At 34.2% G+C, this 19,706-nt stretch carries 25 protein-coding genes; 13 read left to right on the top strand and 12 right to left on the bottom strand.

Annotated features, from left to right (window positions below; all coding sequences use genetic code 11):
* Nucleotides 1-33: 33 nt before the first annotated feature.
* Together T478_RS04685 and T478_RS04690 are read right to left on the bottom strand one after the other, a co-directional pair.
* A complete protein-coding gene (locus T478_RS04685) occupies nucleotides 34-1,020 on the bottom strand; it encodes an inorganic phosphate transporter (RefSeq protein WP_048105530.1) in 987 nt (328 codons plus the stop codon).
* A 9-nt stretch (nucleotides 1,021-1,029) separates the two neighbouring features.
* Complete coding sequence (locus T478_RS04690; RefSeq protein ID WP_048105531.1) at nucleotides 1,030-1,659, bottom strand: DUF47 domain-containing protein; 630 nt, start codon at nucleotides 1,657-1,659, stop codon at nucleotides 1,030-1,032.
* A 187-nt stretch (nucleotides 1,660-1,846) separates the two neighbouring features.
* Here T478_RS04690 and T478_RS07650 point away from each other — a divergent pair, with 187 nt between their 5' ends.
* Nucleotides 1,847-2,011: a hypothetical protein gene (locus T478_RS07650; RefSeq protein ID WP_160271573.1), complete on the top strand. Its 165-nt coding sequence runs from the start codon at nucleotides 1,847-1,849 to the stop codon at nucleotides 2,009-2,011.
* A gap of 2 nt (nucleotides 2,012-2,013) precedes the next feature.
* Nucleotides 2,014-2,259, top strand: coding sequence for a hypothetical protein (locus tag T478_RS04695; protein ID WP_048105532.1), 246 nt, complete (start codon nucleotides 2,014-2,016; stop codon nucleotides 2,257-2,259).
* Nucleotides 2,260-2,276: 17 nt separating this feature from the next.
* On the opposite strand, the gene T478_RS04700 is transcribed toward T478_RS04695, so the two are convergent.
* Complete coding sequence (locus T478_RS04700; RefSeq protein ID WP_048105533.1) at nucleotides 2,277-2,759, bottom strand: ferritin-like domain-containing protein; 483 nt, start codon at nucleotides 2,757-2,759, stop codon at nucleotides 2,277-2,279.
* Between the two features lie 349 nt (nucleotides 2,760-3,108).
* Between T478_RS04700 and T478_RS04705 the strand changes: the two genes are divergently transcribed.
* From T478_RS04705 to T478_RS04720, 4 genes are read left to right on the top strand one after another with little or no spacing between them, the layout of a single operon-like run.
* Nucleotides 3,109-4,185 (top strand): sodium-dependent bicarbonate transport family permease, encoded by a 1,077-nt coding sequence (locus T478_RS04705; RefSeq protein ID WP_048105534.1) that lies wholly within the window; start codon nucleotides 3,109-3,111, stop codon nucleotides 4,183-4,185.
* Nucleotides 4,182-4,484: a P-II family nitrogen regulator gene (locus T478_RS04710; RefSeq protein ID WP_048105535.1), complete on the top strand. Its 303-nt coding sequence runs from the start codon at nucleotides 4,182-4,184 to the stop codon at nucleotides 4,482-4,484. Before T478_RS04705 ends, T478_RS04710 begins: the two co-directional genes overlap by 4 nt.
* A 4-nt stretch (nucleotides 4,485-4,488) precedes the next feature.
* Nucleotides 4,489-4,896: an arsenate reductase ArsC gene (locus T478_RS04715; RefSeq protein ID WP_082008730.1), complete on the top strand. Its 408-nt coding sequence runs from the start codon at nucleotides 4,489-4,491 to the stop codon at nucleotides 4,894-4,896.
* On the top strand, nucleotides 4,896-5,582 hold the full coding sequence (locus tag T478_RS04720; protein ID WP_048105536.1) for an MIP/aquaporin family protein: 687 nt from the start codon (nucleotides 4,896-4,898) through the stop codon (nucleotides 5,580-5,582). The genes T478_RS04715 and T478_RS04720 overlap by 1 nt, the downstream gene beginning before the upstream one ends.
* A gap of 4 nt (nucleotides 5,583-5,586) precedes the next feature.
* Here the strand turns inward: T478_RS04720 and T478_RS07655 are convergent, their stop codons facing one another.
* A complete protein-coding gene (locus tag T478_RS07655; protein WP_160271574.1) occupies nucleotides 5,587-5,745 on the bottom strand; it encodes a hypothetical protein in 159 nt (52 codons plus the stop codon).
* Nucleotides 5,746-5,770: 25 nt separating this feature from the next.
* Nucleotides 5,771-6,862, bottom strand: a complete 1,092-nt coding sequence (locus T478_RS04730; RefSeq protein ID WP_048105538.1) for an NAD(P)/FAD-dependent oxidoreductase — start codon at nucleotides 6,860-6,862, stop codon at nucleotides 5,771-5,773.
* 117 nt (nucleotides 6,863-6,979) lie between these two features.
* Here T478_RS04730 and T478_RS04735 point away from each other — a divergent pair, with 117 nt between their 5' ends.
* Nucleotides 6,980-7,783, top strand: coding sequence for a hypothetical protein (locus tag T478_RS04735; protein ID WP_048105539.1), 804 nt, complete (start codon nucleotides 6,980-6,982; stop codon nucleotides 7,781-7,783).
* Nucleotides 7,777-9,411, top strand: coding sequence for a FeoB small GTPase domain-containing protein (locus tag T478_RS04740; RefSeq protein WP_238573556.1), 1,635 nt, complete (start codon nucleotides 7,777-7,779; stop codon nucleotides 9,409-9,411). The genes T478_RS04735 and T478_RS04740 overlap by 7 nt, the downstream gene beginning before the upstream one ends.
* 58 nt (nucleotides 9,412-9,469) lie before the next feature.
* On the opposite strand, the gene T478_RS04745 is transcribed toward T478_RS04740, so the two are convergent.
* Nucleotides 9,470-9,712, bottom strand: a complete 243-nt coding sequence (locus tag T478_RS04745; protein WP_048105541.1) for a hypothetical protein — start codon at nucleotides 9,710-9,712, stop codon at nucleotides 9,470-9,472.
* 92 nt (nucleotides 9,713-9,804) lie between these two features.
* Between T478_RS04745 and T478_RS07485 the strand changes: the two genes are divergently transcribed.
* Entirely contained in the window at nucleotides 9,805-9,981 is a 177-nt protein-coding gene (locus T478_RS07485; RefSeq protein ID WP_082008731.1) for a DUF1059 domain-containing protein, read from the top strand.
* A gap of 15 nt (nucleotides 9,982-9,996) precedes the next feature.
* Here T478_RS07485 and T478_RS04750 read toward each other — a convergent pair whose 3' ends face one another.
* Genes T478_RS04750 through T478_RS04765 form a run of 4 tightly spaced genes read right to left on the bottom strand, consistent with a single transcriptional unit; the run spans nucleotide 9,997 to nucleotide 14,359 of the window.
* On the bottom strand, nucleotides 9,997-11,481 hold the full coding sequence (locus tag T478_RS04750) for a hypothetical protein (protein ID WP_048105542.1): 1,485 nt from the start codon (nucleotides 11,479-11,481) through the stop codon (nucleotides 9,997-9,999).
* 30 nt (nucleotides 11,482-11,511) lie between these two features.
* Nucleotides 11,512-12,462 carry a vWA domain-containing protein gene (locus T478_RS04755; protein WP_048105543.1) on the bottom strand — a complete coding sequence of 317 codons (951 nt, stop codon included), beginning with the start codon at nucleotides 12,460-12,462 and terminating at the stop codon, nucleotides 11,512-11,514.
* A gap of 3 nt (nucleotides 12,463-12,465) precedes the next feature.
* Nucleotides 12,466-13,338 (bottom strand): DUF58 domain-containing protein, encoded by an 873-nt coding sequence (locus T478_RS04760; RefSeq protein WP_048105544.1) that lies wholly within the window; start codon nucleotides 13,336-13,338, stop codon nucleotides 12,466-12,468.
* 7 nt (nucleotides 13,339-13,345) lie between these two features.
* On the bottom strand, nucleotides 13,346-14,359 hold the full coding sequence (locus tag T478_RS04765; protein WP_048105545.1) for an AAA family ATPase: 1,014 nt from the start codon (nucleotides 14,357-14,359) through the stop codon (nucleotides 13,346-13,348).
* Nucleotides 14,360-14,493: 134 nt separating this feature from the next.
* On the opposite strand from T478_RS04765, the gene T478_RS04770 reads away from it, so the two are divergent.
* Both T478_RS04770 and egtB read left to right on the top strand, forming a co-directional pair.
* Nucleotides 14,494-14,982, top strand: coding sequence for a hypothetical protein (locus tag T478_RS04770; protein ID WP_048105546.1), 489 nt, complete (start codon nucleotides 14,494-14,496; stop codon nucleotides 14,980-14,982).
* Between the two features lie 39 nt (nucleotides 14,983-15,021).
* The gene (egtB, locus tag T478_RS04775; RefSeq protein WP_048105547.1) at nucleotides 15,022-16,323 is read left to right on the top strand and encodes an ergothioneine biosynthesis protein EgtB; all 1,302 of its coding nucleotides are present in this window, start codon (nucleotides 15,022-15,024) and stop codon (nucleotides 16,321-16,323) included.
* Here egtB and egtD read toward each other — a convergent pair.
* Nucleotides 16,320-17,345, bottom strand: coding sequence for an L-histidine N(alpha)-methyltransferase (gene egtD, locus T478_RS04780; RefSeq protein WP_238573558.1), 1,026 nt, complete (start codon nucleotides 17,343-17,345; stop codon nucleotides 16,320-16,322). The genes egtB and egtD overlap by 4 nt on opposite strands.
* A 58-nt stretch (nucleotides 17,346-17,403) precedes the next feature.
* On the opposite strand from egtD, the gene T478_RS04785 reads away from it, so the two are divergent.
* Complete coding sequence (locus tag T478_RS04785) at nucleotides 17,404-18,231, top strand: ABC transporter ATP-binding protein (RefSeq protein WP_048105548.1); 828 nt, start codon at nucleotides 17,404-17,406, stop codon at nucleotides 18,229-18,231.
* A 1-nt stretch (nucleotide 18,232) separates the two neighbouring features.
* Here T478_RS04785 and T478_RS07660 read toward each other — a convergent pair whose 3' ends face one another.
* Nucleotides 18,233-18,376 carry a hypothetical protein gene (locus T478_RS07660; protein ID WP_160271575.1) on the bottom strand — a complete coding sequence of 48 codons (144 nt, stop codon included), beginning with the start codon at nucleotides 18,374-18,376 and terminating at the stop codon, nucleotides 18,233-18,235.
* A gap of 87 nt (nucleotides 18,377-18,463) precedes the next feature.
* Between T478_RS07660 and T478_RS04790 the strand changes: the two genes are divergently transcribed.
* A complete protein-coding gene (locus T478_RS04790; RefSeq protein WP_048105549.1) occupies nucleotides 18,464-19,672 on the top strand; it encodes an NAD(P)/FAD-dependent oxidoreductase in 1,209 nt (402 codons plus the stop codon).
* The last annotated feature ends 34 nt before the right edge of the window (nucleotides 19,673-19,706 follow it).

A 19,706-nucleotide genomic window follows, 5' to 3' on the forward strand; every position in this document is an offset into this window, starting at 1 on the left:
TAATTATCGAGTGACTGTAATTTGAAATTAATTTTACAAAAACAAATGAATTATGTATGTAAATGCAATTCCTAAACCTGCAGCGCCTGGAATTGTTATGACCCATGAAAAAATAATTTGTCTACTTACCCTCCATCTTACAGCACGTATTCTTCGCGCTGAACCTGCACCCATAATCGTTCCAGTGATTGCATGAGTTGTACTTGCAGGAATTCCTAATGTTGCAAAGACTGCAAGCATTAATCCGCCACTAGTTTCAGCTGCAAATCCTTGATACGGTTTTAATCGTGTAACTTTGACGCCTAAGGTTTTGATTACTTTGTATCCTCCAAAGAATGTACCTAATCCCATGGCCGCAGCTGCTGCAAATATTACCCATAAAGGCATTTCAAGTTCTTCAATCAATCCTACGGAGAATAAAATCAAAACAATAATTCCCATAGTTTTTTGTCCATCGTTTGCACCATGTGTTAAAGCAAACCAAGCTGATGAAATTATTTGTAATCGTCCAAATGTCCGATTCACTATTGCAGGTTTTTTTCTTGCGAAAAAGTAGATAATTAGTCCAGTTGCTGCAATGCCAAACATCATTCCTCCTATAGGTGCAACAATTATTCCGGTAAACACTTTGGCTAATCCGTCATATACTAATTTTTCAAATCCTAATCCTGCAATTCCTGCACCCATTATTCCTCCTATTAATGAATGGCTGTTTGAGATTGGTAATCCAAAGTATGTACATAGAGTACTCCATGTGATTGCACCTGCCAAACCTCCTATTATCATGTAGACTGTAATATCATCAGGACTGACAATTCCTTTTGCTATTGTTGTTGCAACTGCAACTCCAAAAACAAACGGTCCAGCAAAATTTGCAGCAGCTGAAATTGTGACAGCATGAATTGGTTTTAAAACACGTGTACCGATTACGGTGGCTACAGAGTTTGCTGAATCATTAAATCCATTAACAAAATCAAATACCAAAGCGATAATAATTCCAATAATCGCTATTTCTATCATATTTTTTCACTAGGTATATTTTAGAACAATATCTTCTACGACATCTGCAACATCTACGCATCTGTCTGATGCGGTTTCCATAGTTTCATAGATGTCTTTTAGTTTGATTATTTTTATTGGATCGTTACTTTCAAAGAGTTCAGATATTGCTAATCTGTACAAATCATCAATGACATGTTCGATTACACTTGTATTTCTACAATGTTCTATCATTAATTTAGGATTTTTTACATTACCTAATTTTCCTACCATGTATTCAACCTCTCTTGTTGCCTTGGCTAACTCTTCGGCCATTTGTTTTGTGTGTGGAGGTGATTTGGTAATTTTATAGCTGGCAAATCTTGCGCCAATTCCATCCATGAAATCAATAATGTCGTCTATCTTTGAAGCAACTCTTTGCATGTCTTCTCTGTCAAGTGGAGTGATGAATGTTTTGTTTAATTCTGAAAAGATATCTCGTGTTAGAACGTCTGCCTCAGTTTCAATTTCTGAAATGTGTGCTATCTTATCTTTATTGGTTGGATCATCCATTAATTCCAAAACTGCATCTGATGCTTCAACAGCTTTTTTTGCTAGATTTTCCAAAATAGTTAAAAGCTCTTTCTCATTTGATTTTACCCAAGAGAAGAATTGTACCATAACAAACGAAATGAAATTTTGGAGTTAACCCTGATCAGTATATTCTATATGGCAACTATATAGCAGACATGTCACGCGATCAAAAGATTTTGTTTATCAATCACCCATAAGAGTTTGATTTGATAATCTTAGAACAAGATCTTAGAATAACAATTTGATTTATGTTAGAAAAGAAGTTCAAACGAACATGAAACAAATATCTGAAATTGAGAGTGAAGTAGAAGAAGAACTTCCAATTTTCATTTGCGATGCTGACGAACACATGTTGGACCCATTAGAGACTATCAAATATTCACTAAATGAGATTCAGCTCACATATGGCTCTGTAGTGAAAGTTCGAGATGCACCTTAATCATGAAAACAAAAAATACAATACCAGAAAATAAGATTGATGAATTAAAAGCACTCATCGCAAGAAGTATTTTGATTAGAATAGAACAAAAAAAGATTGAAGCAAAGTTACATGAGATTGCAAAATATTATGATGAAGAATCACTCAAATCGATTTATGAACCAATTGGAGAATCTATGATGAGTGTAGTAGGATTAGATTTACCAAGAAAACATCCAAAAGAATCACAAAAACCAAAATCCAAATAATTATAAAAAAAAGGAAATTAGGAAATTTCCAGTTTGTCTAGGATGTCTTCAATGTCTTGTTCGTCTTTTGCTTCGTCACTTACCAAGTCTAATGCGAGATGGTATGTTATGTGGTCTTTTCCTTGAGTGCTGCTTGCAAGTTCGTTGTAATGTGCTATTGCAGTTCTTTCGAATTCAAGTGCATATTCTAATGCATTTCGCAATGTAACATGTTTACCAGGTTCCAAGTTTCCTAGTCCAGAAACTTCTGCCCAGTCTTGTGGATTGTCAGTTGCTTTTGCTCCCAACTGATCCAATCTTAATGCAACTTTTTTTGCATGTTCTAACTCGTCGTTAGCACTTTCTGAATAAAAATCACTGTGCAAGAATCCCAATCCTTCTGCATACTGGTCAATGTAAAACCAGTAATGAAATGCAGACATTTCTAATGCATATGCTTTTTTTAGCATTTCAATTGTACCGTCGGATGGTCCAGCAATTTCAATATTCTTTTTGCCCATAAGCCAAAAATGTAATACTAGTATATACGACTGATCCGTTTTGTTAAACGCCGTAGTATAACATTGTGATATTGTAAAAAAATTATTTTTCTAAAATATCATATGCAATAATTACAGATCTCTTTTTTTTCTTAGAACCCCATTCATTTTCTGTGTGTCCTAAATCAATTGAATTCATGTTTTTGAGAAGTGATGCTAGTATATACGACTGATCCGTTTTGTTAAACGCCGTAGTATAACATTGTGATATAGAATGTTTTAGAAAACATAGATCAAATAATATCAATTTAGGCATCAAGAATGACCTCTTGATTTTTATTTCCGCGAAAAATTTTTTCAAACATAACTAATGGATATTTTAGAATTAATCCAATCGAATCTGTTAACTCCAATAGTCCTTTTCTTCCTGTTTGGGATAATTGCAGCACGAATAAAGTCTGACTTGAAGATGCCTGAGGCAATTTCAGAGTTTTTGCCGATATACCTTCTAGCCGCTATTGGTCTTCATGGAGGAATAGAGATGAGAAAGACCGGTTTTGAGGAAATGTTAGTCCCAATGCTAGTTGCAATAGGTCTTTCATTGTTATTTACACTAAATCATTATCAGATTCTAAGAAGACTAGGAAAATTCAACATCTTTGATTCATACGCATTAGCATCAACTTATGGTGCAGTAGGGGCGGTAACATTCTCTGTAGGATTATCATTTCTCAAAAATCAAGGAGTTTCATCAGAAGGATATCTTGCTGCAATTCTTGCAGTTTTAGAGCCGGTTGCATTCATCTTGGCAATATTTCTTACAAACATGGCAGTATCAAAACAAATCCGTACAAAAAAACAGTCCATTTCAGATGATGAGGAATTAGATATTGGAATGAAACAGACAAAAACAAAACTTTCTCAGGTCTTAAAAGAATCAATTACAGGAAAGGCAATAGTAATTTTACTTGGAAGTATTGTAATTGGATACATCATAGGAAAAGAAGGCTTTGAGCCAATTAGCATAGTCTTTGATGAACTATTCACAGGTGCAATTGTAATTTTCATGATTGAAATGGGAATAATTGCAGGACAAAGATTGGAAGATATCAAAAAGGTAGGAATCTTCCTGACATCATTTTCTATAATAATACCAACCATAAATGGAATAATTGGAGTGCTAGTTTCAACAGCACTAGGGTTAAGTTTAGGCGGAGCAGTCATGTTTGGATTGCTTTTAGCTAGTGCATCATTTATCGCAGCCCCTGCAGTACTACGTCATGCCATTCCACAAGCGAACCCAAGTTTGTACATTACATCTGCATTAGGAATTACATTCCCATACAACATTATCGTATTACTTCCAATCATGTTTACAATATCAACATGGGTTCATGGTGAAGAAGCAATAGACTTATTCAATTATGTATCAAAGGTGTTCATATGAAACTCTATGATGTGAAATTACTCACAGTCACATGCGAGATTTTGGCTCAGAAAAATGTCATTGAAATTTTGAAAAATCACGACATTACAGGATATACCACATACGAAGTAGAAGGAAATGGTGCAAAAGGCTTGCGTGGTCAAGGGTTCAAAAATGAAAAAAATGTCAAAATAGAGGTAGTTATGAGAGAAGAAAAGCTATCAGGCGTTGTGGAGGATATTTCTAGAACATTATTTCCAGATTTTGCAATTATACTGTATGTCAGCGATGTAGGCGTAGTCAGAACAGAAAAATTCTAGAATTATGAGTAAAGATATACTATTTGTGTGCGTGGAAAATGCCGGTAGAAGTCAAATGGCTGAAGCTTTTTTCAGAAAGTTTACAGAAGGCAAGTTCAATGTAAATAGTGCAGGTACAGTTCCATCAGGAAATCTGAATCCAGTAGTAGTAGAAGTAATGAAGGAGATTGGAATTGATATGACAAATCAATCTCCAAAGACACTATCTCAATCAATGATTTCTAGTTCGTTTAAGACAATTAACATGGGATGTATGGATAAAGAATCATGCCCAGCACTTTTTGTAAAAGATGTTATAGATTGGAACATACCAGATCCTAAAGAAAAAACAATAGAACAGGTAAGAGAGATTCGCGATCAAATTAAATCAGAAGTTTTGAATTTTATTAACTCAATAGATAATGAGAAATAATGGCATATTCAAATTTACAAATTTTTACAGTTGAATTAGTTGGAACGTTCATTTTGGTAATTTTTGCCACAGGTTCAATTGTTTTGGATGCAGAGATGTTTAACGGGGAATTAGGCATTCCGTTTCATGCAGTTGCACCATTTGTAGCACTACTAATTGGAGTGTATTCATTTGGAAAGGTATCACTTGCACACTTCAATCCAGCAGTTACAATCGGGTATTATATCACAGGGCATATATCAAAAATTCAAATTTTGTATTATGTTGCAGCAGAAATAATTGGCGCCATACTAGGTTCATTGTTTGTTTTAACAATAATTGGAGATAAGGCAGACCTGGGTGCAAATGTACCAAACTTTGATTTTTCCATGCTTTTGATATTTCCGGTAGAAGTTTTGGCATCTGCGATGCTCATGGGAGTCATCTTTTATGTTGTGTACACAAAAGGGTTGAGAGGATTTAGCGGCGTAGCCATTGGAGGAATTGTAGGATTAGATATTTTGTTTTTGGCATTTATTTCAGGTGCATCAATGAATCCAGCCCGGGCACTTGCTCCAGCATTATTATCAGGAGTAGTAGAAAATTTGTGGCTTTATTGGACAGCCCCATTTGTAGGAACTATAATTGCAGCATTTGCATTTCGTGGAAAATTCAAGGCTCAAAGAGAAAGAGAAGCAAAATCCTGAAAAATTACTTTTCTTCAATAGTACATTTTTCAAGCTTTACTGAAAAAGATAATTCATAATCGTGCTCATCAGCCATTTTCATGAATGCGTGTATTCTGCCTAACCAATAGATAGTATCTTCCTTGTTTTCGGCCCAGACTACCTCGTTTATACACTCTTGCAAATTTTCTTCTAAGCTTTTCATTTTTTTAACATGCACATTCGTCTTTGGCATCTTCTAGATTGTCAAGATACATTCCTTCTTTTTTGTACTGTTCAATCACAGTGACATCTTTGCTTAGTTTTATTCCGATATTATTTGCAACAACTGCAAATCTCTGTTGGAATTTGTAAATGAAACAGAAAATCATATTATGAGATTGTAGCATTGGACCTGTTACATAGAGTCCAGGTGTTTTTGTAGATTCATCGTAGGAGTTTAATTGTGCTTTTCCATCTTCCCAGTCAAACAGTCCTTTAATTAATGAAAGACTTCCTTTGAAACCGGTAGCAAGAATTGGTTTTGTTTTTGAACGAAGTTTCTTTTTTTCTGTAAAAATTACATATTCATCATTTTCTTTTTCTACCCTAATCACTTTTCCAGTATGAAATTCTATTAGGTTGTCGGTATTGACTTTTCTCAATCTGTCTTTTGTGTATGGAGATATTGTTCTACTAGGATCTATGTCTTCACTGTTCAACAAGTTGTCTTTGTCAATTATTAGGACTCGTTTTTTTCTTGCTGCTAAATTAATTGCAGTATCCATACCGCTTTCATAACCACCAACAACGAAAAACTCATCACCTTCAACATTTTCCCAATTGGTAATCAAACTGTTGTGTGTACAGTATTTGGAACCTGGAAATGAATGGATTTTTGGATATTGGAATTCGCCTGCAGCCCAGACCACATATTTAGTTTTTATTTCTCCTTTGTTGGTTTTTATGGTAAATACATCTCCATTTTTTGTTACTGAATCTACATTGGTGTTGCCTTGAATTGGGAGCTTGAAATGTTCTGCAAGTTTTTTTAGGTATGCAGCATATTCTTGTCCACTTGGATGTTCTGTCTGTAATGTCAATGCAGGGGAAGTATCGTAGGTGATTGCATTAAGGTCTATCATTTTGAATGTGTTGCTGAAAAACGAAGGAGTTAGCAATTTCATCTGCTTTGGCCATTTAAGAAAAGAACTTCCCACATTATTACGGTCTAAAACTGTAAACTTGACTCCCATCTTTTGTAGTATAATGGATACACCAATTCCTGATGGTCCGGCTCCTACAACAACTGCTTCTAACATATCATACTTCACGCCTAAGAATATTAAAGTTTTTAGGTATTTATACTAATTATTATTAATAATTAGGCAGAATCTTAATATACAAAAATTCCTCAAAAGATCTATAGATTACGAAATATGAAACCCCGACCTTATAGCATAACAGGCAAATTTGTTGAAAAACTAAAAGCACCTAAACAAGATTCCACAGAAGAAGAAAATAGCCAGATTTATTCAGAATATGTTCCAAAATATATTCAAAAAGACTGGCAGAGATTTTTTACAAAACAAATCTATGCCTTTGGCAAAGACATACTTTACGAGAGAAATCTTTTACTGGAATACGGTTTTACCAAACAGAAACCACCAGGTGACGGACCAGGGACTAGCCAATATTCATTAACTGAACAAGATGACAAAATAATTCTTTGGGGTTTTGGAATGATATTTGCTACAAAAAATGATGCAGTGTTTTTGTGGCGTCATGAATTTATTCCAAAATTACTTTATGTTGATTCACTTCCATCTCAGGTATGGGAACCTGATCAGATTCCACAGTGTACAATACCAAAAACAAATGATGAAAAACGTTTGATGTTAAAATTACTTCTTAAATCAATGAAGTGGTTAGAAAGATATGAAGGGTGGGTTTTAGAAACATGTGGACAAAAATATCGTGATAAATCATTAAAGAGTCAGTATTTGCCATCCCCTATTCGCTTAGATAAAAAATGGTCTGAGCTGTCTCAAAAATTTCCAAAAATTTTACAAACTTTTGAACCACCAGAACAAGACTATAATGCAGGAGCATTAGAACCATTACAATCTAATCTTAAACAAGAGTCTCAAGGAACAAAGAAAATGTGTGGCGCATGTGGAGATTCATGGCCAGAAGAAGTAAGTTTCTGTCCATCGTGCGGATGGGAGGGTTTACCATGCTAAAAAGTTCTTCAACTCCAAAAATTATTGTAATCGGTAAAGAAGGAGTTGGGAAATCACAATTAATCTCATCACTTACTGGAAAGTATGCAGAGAGTAGTAATTTTAAAGGTTCAACTGTTTCAAAGGAATCTTACAACAACGATAAATTTTCTTTTGTTGATACACCTGGAATTGTTTTTGATTCCGACAGCGAAACAACAAAGATTGCAATTTCATCTATACATGGAAACGATTCCATATTGCTTGTTGTTAGTGCTGCAAACATAGATGACGATATTGAATATTTTCTCCCATTGATAAAAAACAAGAAAGGAATGATAATAGTAACAAATTGGGACAGATTTAATTCAAAAAATGAAGACATGCTTGAAAAATTACAACAGGATCTTAAGATTCCCATTACAGCCTTAGATGCACGAAGAATTACCGAATCTCAAAAAAGTGGAATTTTTGAGACATTGAATAATCCACGTGTATTCTCGAACAAAACAGTTCATACGGGAATCTCAATCAAGCCAAAATCAACAATTCTTGAGAAAAAACATGCAGGAGTCTTAATTGGGCTAGTGTTATTACTTGCTCCGGCCATATTATCGGTCATTGGAGCCAATTATTTTGGAGAATTAATTCATCCAATAATATCAGAACTTTTGAAAGGACCAATAGATAGTCTTAGCACGCTACCATCGCCATTAATGGATATTGTTGTTGGAGATTACGGATTCTTATCCATGGGCCCATTTCTTTTTGTTTGGGCAACTCCTGTAGTTGTGATATACGCATTAGTGCTTGGCATTTACAAATCAACTGGATTATTGGATAGAACATCTTTAGCGATTCATCCACTAGTAAAGAAAATCGGAGTAAGCGGAAGAGATGTAACTCGAATAGTAATGGGATTTGGATGTAACGTTCCTGCTGTCATTAGCAGTAGATCCTGTTCAAGTTGTACAAGAGGAACAACCGTTTCTGCAATAAGTTTTGGTTCTGCATGTTCATACCAATTTAGTGCATCAATTGCTGTTTTTTCAGCATCTGGCATGCCTTGGCTGGTAATTCCATTTTTGTTTTTTTTGACAGCAACAACTATTCTTTACACCAGAATAGTCAGTAGAAAGAAAAATCGCATCAAGTTAAACATGCCAGTAATCGAGGGACAAGTATTCTTTGAAAAGCCTAGAGCCAGTGCAATTTGGAGAGAATCAAAGTCAAACATTAGTCAGTTCTTTAAGATGGCATTGCCAATCTTTTTGGGAATTACATTTGTTGCATCCATCATAAGCTGGACAGGCATTATTGATTATTTTGCAGTCGAGATTGGGTTCCTAATGAAATTTTTCAATCTCCCGGAGGATGCATCACTTGCAATAATATTTGGATCTATTAGAAAAGACGGATTATTACTTCTTGCTGAACCTAACTTAGTAGGCTCTCTTTCAGCAATACAAATTTTAACAGGAGTTTATCTAGCAGGAACATTACTTCCATGCATTGTGACATTCTTAACCGTTATTCGTGAAATGTCATGGATGTTTGCAATTAAAATGGTAGGAAAACAAATCATTGCTGTTGTTGCATTTACATTACTGCTTGCACATTCAGATAAATTATTCAATGTGTTTCTTTAGATTTCATTAAAAATACAAATTCACTATATCAAATAAAAAAAATAAAGATTTTGTGTTATCAGAATGAAATGTTTTTGAGTTGTGTATCAGACATGGTAGCATACTCGTCAATCTTTAGTTTGATATCATCAGATGTGGTATCATCCATTCCAGAAAGACCAGCCTTAAATGAAATCTTATTTCCAGATACGTTTACGTCAGATATTTCCATATCTGCATAGACATTGGCAATTTCATTTACCCATTCTTCTGCGTTGTTAACATTTTCAGTTTCAAGATTTACTTGAATCATTGTCGTCATGTTCTATGATCGTAGAATATTATTAATAAATGTGTAAAAAGTTAATAACTTTTTCTTAAAATTTTTATCTTTCTTATTAAGAATCAGCAAATATGACAAAAAGTATCAGCTGTCACGATGCAGGAAAAGATTGTGGATGGTCTGCTAGCGCACCAACAGAAGATGAATTGATGGTAAAAATTGAAGAACATGTAAAAGCAGAACACAAAGAAATCGAGCTTACACCTGAAAATGTGGCAAACATCAAGACGCTCATAAAAGAAATCTAATCACAAGTTTTAAAATTATTTTATTATTTGTGAGAAATTTTCTATTGCTGAAATGAATTTTTTCCTTTCTGTAGGATTTTTTGCAAATTCAATCATTTCACACATTCCAAGAGAATCCAATATAGAGTCAAATTCAGGAATGTTTTCTTTTCTTAGCAATTGTAATGCATCCATGTTTGTAAGTTCTGCTCCTGTAGAAAAGCGATTTGAATAATAGAATCTTATTGCTTGTGATAGTTTTTCGTGTGCATCTTTGAAGAGATCTTCATCATACAAATGCTGTGCTTCACGTAACATTTCATGTGTCAAATCAACATAGCTTATAGTGTAACTATCATTTTTCACTATAATTGGAGTTTGTACAATTCTCTCCTTTGTTGTAAATCTTTTAGATATCAGTATTGCAGCAGCAATGATTCCAATTACTAAAGGAATTACCCATAACAGAGTAGTTTCCATTTCTCCAGATGGACGCTCTAGAGATACATTAGTTATTTGGCCATTTTGAAAGTTAGCAGATATTGTTGCAGACATCTCTTCGTTTTCATATGGAACAGATAACGATGTTTCATCATCAGATACGTCTAGAGAAGATGGTTGTTGTATCAGACCTTCATTAGATAATTGTTCATCGAAGTTTTGAAATTCAGGATTTTGCTGTAATTGTTGCATTAACTGTTCTTGAAGCTGCATTTGCTGTGCAATTTCATCTCTAAACTGTTCAGTGTTTTGCTCTACCAAATATGGACGCTCAGCAGGATTTAGAGGAGCATTTTGTAATTCAGCTGCCATTTGGTATTCTCGAAGTAATTCATCGGCTTGTTGTAAGAGTTCTTGCTCTTGTGGCGTCAAATTTGTGCCTGATTGCTGGCCTCCTTGTTGTCCATTTTGTTGAGCACCTTGCTGGCTTCCTTGTTGTCCGCCTTGCTGGCTTCCTTGTTGTCCGCCTTGCTGGCCACCAGATTGTTGAGAAGATGAGCCAGATTGACTCTGCATTCCAAGTGAATCATCAAATGCATGCTCATATCTAGGATTCATAGTAACGTAAACATCATCACATGAGAAATCAACTGATTGTGTGAAACCGGCATTTACACCATCATCAAGTAAGAGATTATATTTTTTCAGATAGATTTCTAATTCTTCAGAGGTATCAGGGTGTTGAAATTCTGCCAATGCAGGAAGCATCACATATCGTCCTAACTCTGAAAGAGGAACAGGTTGGTATGGGATGACAAGAATGTGGTTTGTAAATAATTTTTGTGGCTCACATACTTGATCAATTTTTTGAAAATCTGCACTTTGGAAACTGGATACTGTGATATCCATAGGAATTCCATAATCATTTGCCAGGATATGCTGCATGAAAACTGTATTTCCGTTTTCATCCATCTCTTGAATAATAAAACCAGAATTGATGGATAGTATCTGTGATGGTTGAGGAGCACCAAACCCTCCACCTCCAAATGCAGAGATTCCAAATAATGGAATTATACCCAAAAATAATAGAATGAAAAAAGTTGTTTTCAGTTAAATCACTATTCTATATTTGCCGTATACAATGTAAATATTAGCAGCTAATACGACTACGGCTGCAATGAAGAACCAGTCTTTGATACTTACTTGTTCAAGTTCTCTGTCAATATCGTCAGTAATTTCTTCAAAAATTTCATTTAAACTATTGTTATCAACGGATTTGTAGTATTTTCCATTTGCCGCAGTTGCTATAGCGATTAATTCCTTTTCGTTTAATTCTGCATACAAAGGATTTCCATAAATGTTAGTTCCTAAAAGGACGGGTTCTTCAGAGCCCATACCAATTGTATGGATTTGAATTTTTTTCTGAATTGCATACTGAACCGCCTCATTTGGTGTTACAACACCTGCGTTATGATCACCATCGCTTAACAGAATTACAACCTTTTTCTTGTTAGGAATGGAATTTGCCATATCCACGCCCAATACAAGACCATCTCCAATTGCAGTTGCGCCATCTCTTTGTTTTATTGCATTCAAATCACCAATTGTTTTGTCTTTGAATGGAGTGAGATATGAGACTGTTGTGGCACCAGATTCAAACAAGATAATGCCAGTATGATCATTTGGCTCAAGATTTTCTATCAATATCTCAGCAGCATCTTTTGCAGATTCCAGTCTTGTTGGAGGATAATCAGTTGCAGCCATACTTCCAGAGCCATCAAGAACTAGGACCACATTGACACCTTCTTTGATGTTTTCAAGAGGGATTCGGGGGTCTGCAAGCCCAATTATTATCAAACCTACAGCTATCAGTATCAAAATGAATGGAAGATGTTTTCTAAATTGAGATTGTGATGAAGCTGATTTTTTTACAAGTTCTAAGTTGCTAAACTTTAGTGAGTTTGATTTCTTTGTTTTTGTATAAAATCGATACAGGAAATAAAATCCAGGCAAGATAAAAAGTGCAAGTAAAACATACCAATATCCAAATTCGTATTCCATTATTTAGCGCCTCATACGTTGGTTGAAAAACTGTCTTAATGCAGTGTCAAAAGGAATTTGTTCTGAAACATTTACCATCTCTACCTTTAATTTTTTAATATCATTTTTGATTTTTTCATGGCTTTCAAGAGAGTTTTTTGTAAATGCATTTCTAAATGACTCATCAGAAGTGTTAACCATCAATTGTTCTCCAGATTCAATATCTTCTAACATCGTATATCCAATATCAGGAAGCTCGGATTCACGTATGTCAGATAGATTTACTAAAATAACATCATGACGATTTTTAAGAAATTTTAACGGTCGCAAAAAGTTTGGAGATATGTAATCAGATATTATGAACACTACACTATGTTGACCTAAAATGTGATGTAATTGTAAAAGTGAAGATTCGATATCAGTTTGTGCACTTTTTGGTTTGTATGCAAGCAAAGTTCTTAGCAATGATAAGCTGTGTTTTCTTCCTTTTCTAGCAGGAACAAAGTGTTCAAGTTTGTTAGTAAATATTCCCAGTCCAACATTATCATTGTTTTTCATTGCAGAAAAAATAATTGATGCTGCAACCTCATGACCTATGGATTTTTTACTTTTCATGAATCCAAATTCATTACTTGCAGAATAATCAAACATCACGTATACACGCAAATCACGCTCTTCAACGAACTCTTTTACATGTAATTTGTTAGTACGTGCAGTAACATTCCAGTCAATATGGCGAATATCATCGCCTAAAACGTACTCTCTTACCTCAGAGAATTCAATTCCTCGTCCACGTATTTTTGATTTGTAGCTACCTGCCATCATACCATCCACCAAACCCTTAGTTTTGATTTCTAATTCCCGAATGCGTTTTAGAAGATCTTTAATTTCAGACAATTGATTTCTACGGAGCTCGGACTTTTTCTAATATTTTATCAATTATAGCATCAGAGGTATTACCTTCGGCTTCGGCTTCAAATGTCAGTATTATTCTATGTCGTAAAACATCATGTGCGATGGATTTAATGTCATCAGGAATAACAAAACCCCGTCCTGCAAGTAATGCATGTGCTTTTGCTGCAAGAATTAACCAAATAGATGCACGAGGGGAGGCGCCAAATTCTATCATATCTTCTAGCTCAAGGTCATAATTTTTTGGATTTCTAGTTGCATCAACTATTGCAGATACATATTCCTCAATTTTTTCATCAGCATAAATTTTTTGAACAAATTTTTGTATTTCAAGAACCACATCTTTTGATACTATGTTTTTAGCAGTAGGTTTGTTTTCCTGAGTATTTCTTTGTATGATTAATTTTTCATGGTCTTTTGATGGATAGTTAATTATCAGTTTTAATGCAAATCTATCAATTTGAGCTTCTGGTAATCTGTATGTACCTTCACTTTCAATTGGGTTTTGTGTTGCAAGAACTAGAAATGGTTTTTCAATTTCAAATGTATCACCGTGAATACTTACTTGTCTTTCTTGCATTGCTTCAAGTAATGCAGATTGGACTTTAGGTGGTGCACGGTTAATTTCATCAGCTAGTATGAGATTACTAAATACAGGTCCTTTTTCTGTAACAAATTTTTCATTTTTGTTATCATAAATTTTTGTTCCGGTAATATCAGCAGGAAGTAAATCGGGAGTAAACTGTATTCTGCAAAAGTTTGCACCAAGAGTTTTTGATAACGTGTCAACCATTTTGGTTTTAGCCAAGCCAGGAACACCTTCTAAGAGAACGTGTCCATCTGCCATCATTGCAATTACTAATTTTTTAATTACTTCTTCTTGACCGACAATAACTTTCTGAACTTCATCTACAATTGTCATTATTTGTTTAGCGTATACTTTTGATTGTTCAGTTAGTGTTTGAATTTCAGGATTTGCAGAGTGATATGATGATTCTACAGTCATAAGTTTCACTCTCATTCTGAGTTTTGAATATAATAATGATCACAATGGATCTATCGTTGTACTATTTTGGAAATTCAATTTTATGAAAGAAAACAATATCAATATTATTTAATCATAAATTCTGATAATAGTATATGATGTTGAAATTAACAATCAAGGATATTTTGAGACAAAGAAAGTTTGGCATGATTGGAGTTATTTCAGGAGTAAGTCTTGGAACATTGTATTATTTCTTAACATTAGAAATGGGATTAGAACACATGGCAACAGAAATTGAATTATTGCCTATGTACATGGCAGCATCTATAACATTGACAGCAGTTGTTGCAATTTTAGCAGGAATTAACATTGCATTAGTAGCGTACAACATCAAAACACAAAGAGACAAAAACGTAAAGAGTGGCGCAGGTGCGATATTTGGTGGAGCACTAACAGCATTTACACCAGGATGTCCTGCATGTACAACATCACTGACTGCAGTATTAGGAATAGTTGGAGGATTAGCTATATTCCCATTGCAAGGATTGGAATTAAAATTCATATCAATAGGAGCATTGACATTTTCAATCTGGTGGGCAATGCGTAACATCAACAAAGCTTCATGTTGCGTAATGAAAGAATAATCATAAAACCAAATATATTCAAAAAATTTTAACAATTACATGACACTTGAAGAGCCATCTCCAAATTTCCTTCTAGATTCATTCAATGAAACGAGAAATACCACATTGCAGTTGGTAAAAAATTTAGAAAGAGACGATTTTGGAGTACAAACCGCAGTTTTCATGAGCCCTCCAAAATGGCATATTGGACATGTAAGTTGGTTAAACGAAATAGTTCTAAGTAAAACACAAGACAATTATCAGTTTTTTTCAGATGAGCTTTCTGAATATCTAAATTCGTACTATAATCAATTTGGAAAGCCACATGATAAATCAAAACGTGGAGTAATGTCACGGCCAACTGTAGATGAAATCTTAGAATATTTCGATGTGATAACAAATAGAGTTAGAGAAGTAATTAGCAGACCATTAGAAAAAGAAACTGCATATCTTTTCACAATGGCAATACATCATGAATGTCAGCATCAGGAGCTTTTAGTTTATGATTTACAACATTTGTTAGGAGACCAATACAAACCGACAAAAGTTAATCAATCTCCAGTTTCATCAAACAAAGAAAAGAAAAGTATCAAGATAAACGGAGGATTATACAATTTGGGATATTCTGGAAAAGATTATTGTTATGACATAGAACTTCCAGAACACAAAACATACCTGAATGATTACCAAATTGACAATCTGTTGACAAGTAATGCAGAATACTTGGAATTTATTCAAGACGGAGGATATGATGATTATTCATTTTGGCTTTCTGACGGCTGGGATATAGTAAAGAAAAACGAATGGAAGGCTCCTATGTATTGGGAAAAAGAAGGAGATGATTGGATTACAAGAGATTTTGCAGGAAAACGGAAAATTAATCCTGATGAGCCGGTTTGCCATGTAAGCTACTACGAGGCTGCAGCATACTGCAAATGGGCAAACAAAAGATTACCAACAGAGGCAGAATGGGAAAAGGCTGCACTTTGGAATGATGAAAAGGAAGTTAAGACAATTTTTCCATGGGGAAATGAAAAACCTACAGAATTACATGCAAACCTGTTAGAGTCAAGCATTTGGAATTGCAGTGATGTGGGAGCATATGAAGATGGAAAAAGTAGTTACGGATGTTATCAAATGATAGGAGATGTTTGGGAATGGACATCATCAGAATTTATGGGATACCCAGGTTTCAAAAGTGGATTTGACGAATATAATGACAAGTGGTTTACAAATCAGAAAGTTTTACGCGGAGGATCTTTTGGAACTCCATCAAGATCAATTAGAGGATCCTACAGAAACTTTTTCAGACTGGATGAGAGATGGTTGATTTCAGGCTTTAGATGTGTAAAAGACATCTAGATTTTTTTTCCCAAGACAAGAGCAAAGTACTTTCGTGAATCAAACCACATTTCTAATTTTTCGAAATTTGATTCCTTTAGGTATGATTCTATTTGAGAAATAGAGAATTTGTGTGAATTTTCAGTATGAATTAGCTCATCTTTTGAGAGAGTTATTGATAGATCAGATTTTGGTATTGTAATTGATTGTTCAGATAGTGAACGAAGATACATTTCAATCCGACCTTTTTGCTCGTCATAAACTGCATGATGTTCAAAATTTTCGAGATTGAAATCTGCACCAAGTTCTTCATTAATTCTTTTTAGAACATTAAGATTGAATTTTGCAGTTGTTTTTTGAGAGTCATTGTATGCATTGTGTAGTACTTCATGATCTTTTTTGAGATCTAATCCAATTAGGAATAAATCATCAGATTTCATCAAGGTGTTAATTCTCTGAAGGAACTTCATACCCTCATTATGATCAAGATTACCAAAGCTTGAGCCAAGAAAGGTAATCAAGTTAGGTTTGTCGTCATAATGTTCAATGAAGTCAAGACCTTTTTCATAAGTGTCAACAACACCGGTAACTTTGAGATTCTCATAATCCATGCAGAGACTTTTAGCACTTTGATCTAAAATTTCTGAAATGTCTATTGGGAAATACTGAAGATGTTTCTGAGATTTGAATAAAACGTCAATTAAGAGTCGAGTCTTTACTGATGAACCGCTTCCTAATTCCACTAAATGAAATTCATTTGAGAGGTATGGCAGTAGTTTTTTCTCAATACTTTGTAATATTTCAGTTTCAGAATTGTATGGATAATATTCTGGGAGAGTGCATATTTCATCAAAAAGTTTTGAACCATTTTCATCATAGAAGAACTTTGGACTGATTGATTTTTTTGGTTCTTGAAGTGAACTGCGAATTTCCTCAGCAAAGGTTACAGTAGTACTAGTTCTAGTTGGTTTGAAATATGTTAAATTATCCTGAATTAGGTGAGATTGATATCCCAATAGCTCCTGTTTAGATTTACTCATCATATTTTGACGATTTTTGTTTTGCATAAATTTCTTATCCCAGTTGAATATAATACCAATGATGGAAGAAATACTAAAAATTGAAAATCTGACCAAAAAATTTCAGAAAAAAAACTTTTTTTCATCAGATTCAAATGAAGTTATTGCAGCAGATGCGGTAAATTTTTCTCTAAAACAAGGAGAAATTTTAGCTATAGCAGGACAGTCAGGTTCTGGAAAATCAACTATTGCAAAATTAATTTTAAGAGCCATCAAACCAGATTCAGGAAAAATTTTTCATAATGAAAAAGAGATTAAAGATAATTCAGATGAATTAAAAAAATTCAGAATGAAATGTCAAATGATTTACCAGGATCCGTATGATTCGATAAATCCAAGAATGACAATTTCAGATATAGTTAGTGAGCCATTAGAGATTCATAATTTAGGTACAAAAGATGAAAGAAAACAAAGGGTGATTGAGACATTACAAAAAGTAAAACTAGAACCTGCCGAAGAGATTGCCAAAAAACATCCACATATGTTGTCAGGAGGCCAGAGACAAAGAGTCGTAATTGCAAGAGCAATTGTAGTTGAGCCTGAAATTATCATTGCGGACGAACCAGTATCAATGCTAGATGTTTCAATTCGTGCAGAAATTCTAGAGTTAATGAAAGAGATTCAAAAAGAGAACAATATTTCGATGATATACATTACACATGATCTAGCTACTGCAAAACATTTTGCAGATAACATCTTAATTTTAAAATCAGGAAAAGTAATGGAAATTGGAACAATTGAAAAAGTGTTATCAAATCCAGAAAACTCTTACACAAAAGCACTGATTGCTGCAGTTTCAGAACCGGATCCAAAAAATCTCTATAAAGAAAAGAAAATTTTATTTGAATAATTTATGAAAGGTTTGAATCACTACTTGAAGATGTGAGTTTTGGTTTTCGTTTTTGGTAGGCTTTGTAGACAAGTCCTGTTATAATCATTAATGCTGCAGTTAATCCAGACCACAAAACAAAAGGAATAACATCTGTATCTGCCATAATTAGTCTTAATTTACACCAAGATAAACATGTTAAGAAAATAATTGATTGTGTAGATTATAATATTCAAAAAAATAATCAATTTAGTTGGAAGAATTAAATTTTGATGTAGTGGTAGTTGGAGGAGGTCCTGCAGGTTCATCTGCAGCACATATGGCTGCAAAAAGTGGCTGTACAGTTGCATTAATTGAAAAAGAAAAAGAAATAGCACAGACAGTTAGAACAAGTGGCGTAACATGGATTTCAGATATTAAAAAATTTGGCATTCCCGAAGAATGTTACAATCCAATAAAGAAATTTTCTTTCTGTTCACCAAAAAATTCTGTTAAAATTTCAGGTGAGATTGCAAAGGCTGCAGTATTAGATGTAAGAAAAACATACAGATTCCTAGCAAATAGAGCAAAAACATCAGGAAGTGAATTATTTACAAGCACAAACGTTACAGAAGTTTTGAAAGATAATACAGGAAAATGTGTGGGAGTTATTGCAAAATCAGATGGTAAACAAATTCAGTTTAATTCCAAAGTGGTAATAGATGCAAGCGGATTTGTTTCAGTTATTGCCAAAGAACTAGGCTATGTCACTCAATGGAAAAAGTTTGGTGCAGGTGCAGAGTTTGAGGTAAAGACAGAAAAATTAGAACATGATAATTGGTGGCTAATGGTAGGACAAGAATATTCACCAGCAGGATATGCATGGATTTTTCCAACATCAAAAGATACTGCAAGAATTGGAGTAGGGATTGGAAAGCCTGATTCAGATGTAGATCCAACTGTAAGATTAAACGAGTTGTTAGAAAAGAAATTGGGTCCTATCAAAGATTTAGGAAATATTGAAAAAATAGAATTCCATTATGGTTTGATTCCAAATGATGGACTATCGAGAAAAACAGTTTATGATAATTTAATTCTGGTTGGAGATTCTGCAGGTCAAGCAAATCCTCTAGTGTTAGAAGGAATAAGATACGCAATTAGATTTGGAGAAGTTGCAGGTCAAGTTACAGCAGATGCAATAAAAAATGGAGATACAACAGAGGCATCGCTAAACCCATACGAAAAAGAATGGAAAAGAGCTATCGAATCAAAAATTAATTCTGCAGGAAAAGTGCAGAACAGATGGGTAGGATTAACAGATGATGAATGGGATAAGGAATTAAGCATAATTGAAGAGTTAACAGCAGATGAGTTTCTAGATTTCATTCGTGCAGATTTTGGAGTATCAAAAATGGTAAAGCTTGCAACACATCATCCAAAGATGATTGTAAGACAGCTATTCAATATGGTCAAAGGTACATAGTCATAATCAGATAGAGGCAAGGCTTTATTCATCT

This window comes from Candidatus Nitrosopelagicus brevis, assembly GCF_000812185.1.
In the GTDB taxonomy this organism is placed as follows: Archaea; Thermoproteota; Nitrososphaeria; order Nitrososphaerales; family Nitrosopumilaceae; genus Nitrosopelagicus; species Nitrosopelagicus brevis.

Bases quoted from the DNA above. Each gene is read 5' to 3' on its own strand.
- T478_RS04685 (WP_048105530.1), bottom strand. From the start codon at position 1,020: ATGATAGAAATAGCGATTATTGGAATTATTATCGCTTTGGTATTTGAT.
- T478_RS04690 (WP_048105531.1), bottom strand. From the start codon at position 1,659: ATGGTACAATTCTTCTCTTGGGTAAAATCAAATGAGAAAGAGCTTTTA.
- T478_RS07650 (WP_160271573.1), top strand. From the start codon at position 1,847: ATGAAACAAATATCTGAAATTGAGAGTGAAGTAGAAGAAGAACTTCCA.
- T478_RS04695 (WP_048105532.1), top strand. From the start codon at position 2,014: ATGAAAACAAAAAATACAATACCAGAAAATAAGATTGATGAATTAAAA.
- T478_RS04700 (WP_048105533.1), bottom strand. From the start codon at position 2,759: ATGGGCAAAAAGAATATTGAAATTGCTGGACCATCCGACGGTACAATT.
- T478_RS04705 (WP_048105534.1), top strand. From the start codon at position 3,109: ATGGATATTTTAGAATTAATCCAATCGAATCTGTTAACTCCAATAGTC.
- T478_RS04710 (WP_048105535.1), top strand. From the start codon at position 4,182: ATGAAACTCTATGATGTGAAATTACTCACAGTCACATGCGAGATTTTG.
- T478_RS04715 (WP_082008730.1), top strand. From the start codon at position 4,489: ATGAGTAAAGATATACTATTTGTGTGCGTGGAAAATGCCGGTAGAAGT.
- T478_RS04720 (WP_048105536.1), top strand. From the start codon at position 4,896: ATGGCATATTCAAATTTACAAATTTTTACAGTTGAATTAGTTGGAACG.
- T478_RS04730 (WP_048105538.1), bottom strand. From the start codon at position 6,862: ATGTTAGAAGCAGTTGTTGTAGGAGCCGGACCATCAGGAATTGGTGTA.
- T478_RS04735 (WP_048105539.1), top strand. From the start codon at position 6,980: ATGAAACCCCGACCTTATAGCATAACAGGCAAATTTGTTGAAAAACTA.
- T478_RS04740 (WP_238573556.1), top strand. From the start codon at position 7,777: ATGCTAAAAAGTTCTTCAACTCCAAAAATTATTGTAATCGGTAAAGAA.
- T478_RS04745 (WP_048105541.1), bottom strand. From the start codon at position 9,712: ATGACGACAATGATTCAAGTAAATCTTGAAACTGAAAATGTTAACAAC.
- T478_RS07485 (WP_082008731.1), top strand. From the start codon at position 9,805: ATGACAAAAAGTATCAGCTGTCACGATGCAGGAAAAGATTGTGGATGG.
- T478_RS04755 (WP_048105543.1), bottom strand. From the start codon at position 12,462: ATGGAATACGAATTTGGATATTGGTATGTTTTACTTGCACTTTTTATC.
- T478_RS04765 (WP_048105545.1), bottom strand. From the start codon at position 14,359: ATGACTGTAGAATCATCATATCACTCTGCAAATCCTGAAATTCAAACA.
- T478_RS04770 (WP_048105546.1), top strand. From the start codon at position 14,494: ATGATGTTGAAATTAACAATCAAGGATATTTTGAGACAAAGAAAGTTT.
- egtB (WP_048105547.1), top strand. From the start codon at position 15,022: ATGACACTTGAAGAGCCATCTCCAAATTTCCTTCTAGATTCATTCAAT.
- egtD (WP_238573558.1), bottom strand. From the start codon at position 17,345: ATGATGAGTAAATCTAAACAGGAGCTATTGGGATATCAATCTCACCTA.
- T478_RS04785 (WP_048105548.1), top strand. From the start codon at position 17,404: ATGGAAGAAATACTAAAAATTGAAAATCTGACCAAAAAATTTCAGAAA.
- T478_RS07660 (WP_160271575.1), bottom strand. From the start codon at position 18,376: ATGGCAGATACAGATGTTATTCCTTTTGTTTTGTGGTCTGGATTAACT.